The 6165-nt window shown below is 57.0% G+C and carries 7 protein-coding genes and 1 tRNA gene; 3 read left to right on the top strand and 5 right to left on the bottom strand.

What is annotated here, in order from left to right:
- Window positions 1-82: 82 nt before the first annotated feature.
- Window positions 83-742 (top strand): SDR family oxidoreductase, encoded by a 660-nt coding sequence (locus tag NW842_RS10540; protein WP_414417999.1) that lies wholly within the window; start codon window positions 83-85, stop codon window positions 740-742.
- A 22-nt stretch (window positions 743-764) separates the two neighbouring features.
- Here NW842_RS10540 and NW842_RS10535 read toward each other — a convergent pair whose 3' ends face one another.
- The 4 genes from NW842_RS10535 to tgt all read right to left on the bottom strand — a co-directional run bounded on the left by NW842_RS10535 (window position 765) and on the right by tgt (window position 3806).
- Complete coding sequence (locus NW842_RS10535; RefSeq protein ID WP_414417997.1) at window positions 765-1061, bottom strand: hypothetical protein; 297 nt, start codon at window positions 1059-1061, stop codon at window positions 765-767.
- A 6-nt stretch (window positions 1062-1067) separates the two neighbouring features.
- Window positions 1068-2201, bottom strand: a complete 1134-nt coding sequence (locus tag NW842_RS10530) for a hypothetical protein (RefSeq protein WP_414417996.1) — start codon at window positions 2199-2201, stop codon at window positions 1068-1070.
- A gap of 22 nt (window positions 2202-2223) precedes the next feature.
- Window positions 2224-2583: a hypothetical protein gene (locus NW842_RS10525; protein WP_414417995.1), complete on the bottom strand. Its 360-nt coding sequence runs from the start codon at window positions 2581-2583 to the stop codon at window positions 2224-2226.
- Window positions 2584-2696: 113 nt separating this feature from the next.
- A complete protein-coding gene (gene tgt, locus NW842_RS10520) occupies window positions 2697-3806 on the bottom strand; it encodes a tRNA guanosine(34) transglycosylase Tgt (RefSeq protein WP_414417998.1) in 1110 nt (369 codons plus the stop codon).
- 112 nt (window positions 3807-3918) lie between these two features.
- Between tgt and NW842_RS10515 the strand changes: the two genes are divergently transcribed.
- Window positions 3919-4001, top strand: a tRNA-Leu gene (locus tag NW842_RS10515).
- A gap of 134 nt (window positions 4002-4135) precedes the next feature.
- On the opposite strand, the gene NW842_RS10510 is transcribed toward NW842_RS10515, so the two are convergent.
- Window positions 4136-4513 carry a hypothetical protein gene (locus NW842_RS10510; RefSeq protein WP_414329842.1) on the bottom strand — a complete coding sequence of 126 codons (378 nt, stop codon included), beginning with the start codon at window positions 4511-4513 and terminating at the stop codon, window positions 4136-4138.
- A gap of 284 nt (window positions 4514-4797) precedes the next feature.
- Between NW842_RS10510 and NW842_RS10505 the strand changes: the two genes are divergently transcribed.
- A partial coding sequence (locus NW842_RS10505; protein WP_414417994.1) for a GAF domain-containing protein occupies window positions 4798-6165 on the top strand: 1368 nt, incomplete at its 3' end.

The raw sequence follows: 6165 nt of genomic DNA, 5'->3' as shown, positions 1-6165 counted from the left end.
GGTTGGAAACAAACAGAATGCTATCGCTGCATAGTTGAACAGTGATGTTCAGCAGTGTTCAGCGTAAATGTATCAGAAACTTATGCAGGCTTTTGTTGCAGGGGCTACAGGAGAAACCGGACGCCGCATTGTCAAAGAGTTGGTGGGCCGCGGCATCCGAGTGCGGGCGCTGGTGCGCAGCCGCGAGCTGGCCGCTCGAGTTCTGCCCCCCGAAGCGGAAGTGGTGGTGGGGGATGTGCTGGATCCGGCCACGCTGGAGACGGGCATGGAAGGATGCACGGTGGTGCTCTGTGCCACCGGGGCCAGGCCCAGTTGGGATCCCTTTCAGCCCTACCGAGTGGATTATGAAGGCACCAAGAACCTGGTCGATGTGGCCAAAGCCAAAGGGATCCAACACTTTGTTTTAATCTCTTCGCTGTGTGTTTCCCAGCTGTTCCATCCCCTCAACTTGTTTTGGCTGATCCTGGTGTGGAAAAAACGGGCAGAAGAATACTTGCAAAAGAGCGGCCTCACCTACACCATCGTTCGACCGGGGGGCCTAAAAAACCAAGACAACGACGATGGCATTGTCCTATCCAAGGCGGATACCCTCTTTGACGGCAGCATCCCCCGCACGAAAGTAGCCCAAGTGGCCGTCGAAAGTTTATTCCAGCCCGCCGCCCAAAATCGCATCCTTGAGATCATCGCCAAGCCGGGTGTGCCCAACCGCGACTGGAGCGCCCTCTTTGCCATGGCAGGATAGGATGTTCGCGCCAGGCTTGCCCTCAACTCTCCTCTGCCTTGGAATCAGCAGACTTCGCCAACTGCTGCAAGCGATCTAGGATCCGCGCCTCAGCGTTAGCATCGTGGAGTCGCAACGTTAGGCGGGGCACCCGCAGTGAAGCCGTAATCCGGCCTGAGGGCAGATCCAGCCACACCAGTTGCCCTTGAAAACAGCGACAAGCGGCTCCCCATTCCTGGGCCAGAGCCTCTACCTCTGACCAGACAAGGCAACGTGGCAGCAGCAGGTCAGTGGCCCACCCCGCTCCACACTCCCGCCGCCTGAGGATACGCACCTGCATGGATCCCTACACCCGCAAGGACTCCGTCCCGCTGACGCGAGCGGCGTAGAACTCGCACCAGGGATCCCCTTTCTCTCTGGCCTTGGTCTCCTGGCCGTGGAAGAGCCCACCCCGCTGGAAGAGGCGGTTGTAGAAGACTTGATCCAAAACCGGCTTCTGCTGGATGTTGCCGTTGTAGACCAGATTCATCATCGCCGGCACCGCCCCTTGAGCAAAATAGCAGGCGGGATCTTCTGCCCGTGGGTAGGAAGCCAAAAAGTAGTTGGCTTCGTAGTTGCCATCAATGGCCACCCGGCAAGACTGGCCACTCACCACCTCCAAAGCCTGCCAGCGACCCCACCCCAGGCTGCTGGCCACCGCATAGCCGCCGTGGATCCAGTCCGTGTCCTTCTCCAGCATCGGCCCCACCAGGGTTTCCCACTCCACCGATTCCATGATGTTGCCGAAGGTGTAGAACACACAGACATGCCCCGACTCGCGGATAAGAGCTTCCCCCACCCCCATCAGCTCAGCCTGCACCGCCTTCAGCTCCTGTAAAAAGCGATACTGAATGCGGTTGTAGTAGTTGCCAGGCATGCGCGTTAGCAACACGTTAAACGCGCGAATTTGCCCCCGCTCATCTCCGGCCAAAGGCAAGCCCCACAGAGCTTCGTTGACCGCATCGTAGTCCACTGCTGTTGTGGGCCGGGGGAACTGGAGCGGCTGCTCGATCAACTTGCCCATCCCTGGACTGGGAGTCAACAACTGGGGCCGCGGCAGCCGAATAACCTGGATTACACAGTGATCCTTACGGGTAACGGCCATGCACTCCGTTTCTTCTGCCGTGTAGCTCCCCAGCTCGCCAAAAGTGGCATCCAGAGCTGCTGCCACATAGCCCACCGCCAAGTGGTCAATGGGACGTGTGCGGCTGACCTGCTCTCCGTACTTGCTCAGCCAACCTTCTGCATAGTGAGAATGGGTAAGCTGCACTTCCCCGCCTGAAGGTGTCACCTCAAACGCCAGCCGCCCAAATCCTAAAAAACTGAAGATCTGAGCTGCCACTGCCAGGCGCTCTTGGGTCTCCTGAATGCCAAGAGCCTTGAAAGCTCCGTACAGAAGACTGTAAAAGATCTCCTGGGCTGCGGTGCGCAGAATTCCCACTCCATCGATCCAGTCGGGATCTTCAATAGTCTGCTGCAGGAAGAGGTTGTAGTGATGGCAGTGGAAGATAACCGGCTCTCCAAACAAAGTAGGGGCTTTTGGGAAACGCTTTGATGACAACCCGCAACGCCGAAGTGCCGGCCAAAAGGTAGTCCGCCTCTTGGTCAGAGCTGACAAGCTGGCATAGACGACTGTTGGCCGGGACTAGGTCGCTGGCATAGGTGCCCAAAAGTTCTAGGGCCTGCTCCTCTTGGCTATCACTGACGTAGGTTACTTTGGCTACTGTAGCACCATCAGTGGCCCGCCCTATCAAAACAGCAATCACGCCCGGAAGGCCGGCAATGTGCTGTTCAATCACGCTGCTGAGGGTTCGGATAGCCATGATCTGACTCCTTCCTGCGGCTACATGGGATAGTTTAAGTATATACACGGGATATTGGAGTGCCTAGTGAACTAGGATGGATCGGATATTTCCAGAGAAATCTCCTGACCGGCTTAGCTCCAGGGATCCCAGTTCTCGTGAAACTTGCCTTCCAAGATGGCCTGGCGCATCTTTTGGGTGTAGTGCATCAGCTCCGTGATGTTGTGGATAGAAAGCAGGGTATAGCCCAGGATCTCTTGCGCGCGGATGAGGTGGCACAAGTAGGCTCGGCTGAAGTGGCGGCAGGTGTAGCAGGGACAGTCGGGATCGATGGGATCCAGGCTGCGGCGGTGCTCGGCATTTTTGATGTTCCAGCGTTTGCCCCGGCTGATCACCGTGCCATGGCGGGCATAGCGGGTGGGGATCACGCAGTCAAACAAATCCACTCCGGCGGCCACGGCGGCCCGCATCTCGGCATAGGTGCCCACCCCCATGAGATAACGGGGGCGATCTGCCGGCAGTAGAGGGGCTGTTTGCCGCACAACGGCGTGCATAAACTCGACCGGCTCCCCCACACTCACCCCGCCAATGGCATAGCCCGGCAGATCCAACCGACAGACCTCTTCCACTGCCCGCCGGCGCAGCTCAGGGTAAACTCCCCCCTGCACAATGCCAAACAAAGCCTGATCTGAGCGGCGATGGGCTTCCACGCAGCGCTTCAGCCATTGGGTGGTTCGCCGCACTGCTGCCGCCACCGCCTCAGGGCTGGCAGGATAGGGCGGGCACTCGTCGAAGGCCATGATCACATCGGCACCCAAGGCATTTTGAATCTGGATGGATAGCTCTGGGGTGAAGTGAATGATGCGGCCATCGAGAGGAGAGCGGAACGTCACTCCCTCCTCGTTGATTTGGCGAATGGCGCTGAGGCTAAAGACCTGAAAGCCGCCTGAATCGGTGAGGATGGGGCCCGACCAGCCCATAAAGCGGTGTAGCCCCCCTGCCGCTTGAATGATGCTTTCGCCAGGTTGCAGGTGGAGATGATAGGTGTTGCTGAGGATGATGTGGGCACCTGTCTCCTTGAGCTGGGCCGGGGTGAGGGTTTTCACGTTGGCCAAAGTTCCCACCGGCATAAAGCAAGGGGTTGGGATCCCGCCGTGGGGGGTGACGAAGTATCCCGCCCGCGCTTGGGTATGGGGGCAGGTGCCCTCGCAGGTGAAGGTAAAGTCGGCCAAGGTCAGCGTTATCGGCTTTAATCTTGTGCGCAGCAGAGCTTAGCACAGATAGAGCCGCCGGCAAGGGATCCCTTTTGCCAGCCTTGACAGGGATCCCCTGCTTTGGGCACACTTGTAGATCGCCGCGGAACTGGCGGAATGGTAGACGCGCTAGATTCAGGTTCTAGTGGCAGCAATGCCATCGGGGTTCAAGTCCCCGGTTCCGCACTCTCTTTCCTTCAACACTTAGGTTAAGCTATGCCGACATGCCCTGTCGGCCAAGGATAAGTATTGGGGGTGTAGCTCCACGGCCAAATTAGACTCCCTGCTCGCCGTGATGCTTCATCTCTTTCAAGTTGCCCTTAGAGGGTCAATTCGCTCTCAATTTGACTGAGTTTAATGCGGGCAAGAGCTAAGTTCCCTTTTTCTCGGTCTAAGGCTAGGTAGAAAAATAGGCCGTTTATGGTTTTAAGCATACGCATTAGATGGTACTGAGTTTCCAGGATGATTAAAATCTCTTCAATTCTGTCGGTGAACTTAAGTGACTCCGCGACTCGCATCTTAGCGCGAATCACTTCTGTGTTTCCGGCGATTGCCAGCTCCAAGTTAGCTTCAGGAAAAGCGGGACTGTTGGTGCCTTTGTACCCCAAGCACATCCCTGTTTTCCAGTCCCCCAGCGCTACCCCCAGTGCTCCATCGATGCTCAGAGCTTTTACCAAACTGTCTTGGAGTTTTTGCATGACTGAGAGTATTCCCCCTTTACAAAGCTCGTCGCTCTATAGTAAGTCTTCCGTTGAGAAATTTCAACTCGAAGCTTGCTTAATTTGCAGGAGCTAGAGTAGCTGACGCAGGCGTGGTGAAAATGTAGCGAACTGAACCAACGGGAAGCTGGTTTGGGGATCGGATCCCTGTAGCTTCCGGTGGAGAGGCTTGGAAGTTATGCTGGGGTTACCTCTTTTACCTTGAGACTATCGACCTCCGAGATCGGTGGATCGGAACCCTTCCTCTCCGCTTAGTTTGACCTATGCCTAAGGCCTCCCTCCCTCCCAACGAAGAGCAGCGGCTGGCTGCCCTGCGGCAGTATCAGATTTTGGACACCGCTCCTGAGAACAGCTTTGACGAACTCGTGCGGCTGGCTGCCCACATCTGCGGCACGCCCATTGCTCTGGTCAGCCTTATCGACGAACACCGCCAGTGGTTTAAAGCCAAATTCGGCGTCGATGTGCAGGAGACCCCACGGGATGTGGCCTTCTGCGCCCACGCCATCTTGTCGCCTAAAGAGCCGCTGGTGGTGCCCGATGCCACTCAGGATCCCCGCTTTGCCGATAACCCGTTTGTCGCTCAAGAGCCCCACATTCGCTTTTACGCTGGCATTCCCTTGGTAACTCCAGAAGGGCAGGCCCTGGGCACGCTTTGCGTTGTCGATTATCAGCCTCGGCACCTGACCCCAGAACAACTGGAGCAATTACAAGCCCTGGCCCATCAGGTGGTGGCCCAACTGGAGCTGCGCCGTACTTTGAGGGAACTGGCTCAGACGCCTCTGCTGCCGGCCCAAAGGTCAAAGGAGGACAAGTCTGCCCGTAAGAGCGGACTTCTTTTCAAGGTTGGCGCTGGTTTTGGCCTGGCTGCCCTGATCTTGGCAGGGATCGCCTACTCCGCCCACCGCGCTGCTTCCCGTCTGCCCCAGATCAACAGGGAGGTAACCCAGCTTCTAGAAGAGCACGAGGTTCTAGAGAAGCTGCTAAGAGAAGTGCAGGCCGCAGAAGTCCACAAGCGCAGCTATCTCCTTACAGGCAATGCGAGCTTCTTACGGAGCTATCAGACAAGCACCGATTCGCTGTTTGCTCTTCTGGATCGGCTACAGGAATTTGCGGCCTTGGATCCCGTGCAGCAAGAGCACCTGAGCCGGCTAGAGCTGCTGCTGGCGCCGTGGCTGAAACTCAACCATGATTTGATTGAGCTGAGGAAGCAAGGGGAGCTATCTGCGGTTCAAGAAGCGCTGCAAAGTCAGGAAGAGGAAAAATTGAGGCAGCGGATTGTCGACGTGGTAGCGTCGCTAGAAGAGGAAGATCACCGCCGGCTGCAGCAAAGTAGCGATCAGTTTCAGCTAGGCTGGAGCCGCACCAGTGCCATCCTGCTAGCGGGTCTAACGTTTACCTACTGCATCTTGGCTGCTGTTTACTCCCTCATTCGCCGAGAAAGTGCTGAGCGGGAAAAGGCAGAGCGATCCCTTAGGCAAGAGCGGGACTTTACCAACGCAGTTATCGATACAGCAGGGGCGTTGGTGGTGGTTCTGGATCCTGAGGGACACATTTTGCGCTTCAACCGCGCTGCCGAGCAGCTTTCTGGCTACTCGCTGGCAGAGGTCAAGGGCCGGCTGCTATGGGACTTA

Source organism: Synechococcus sp. R55.4 (assembly GCF_047461935.1).
Taxonomy (GTDB): domain Bacteria; phylum Cyanobacteriota; class Cyanobacteriia; order Thermostichales; family Thermostichaceae; genus Thermostichus.
The sequence above is the reverse complement of the archived record's forward strand: the minus strand, read 5'-3'. Positions and strand labels throughout refer to the sequence as shown.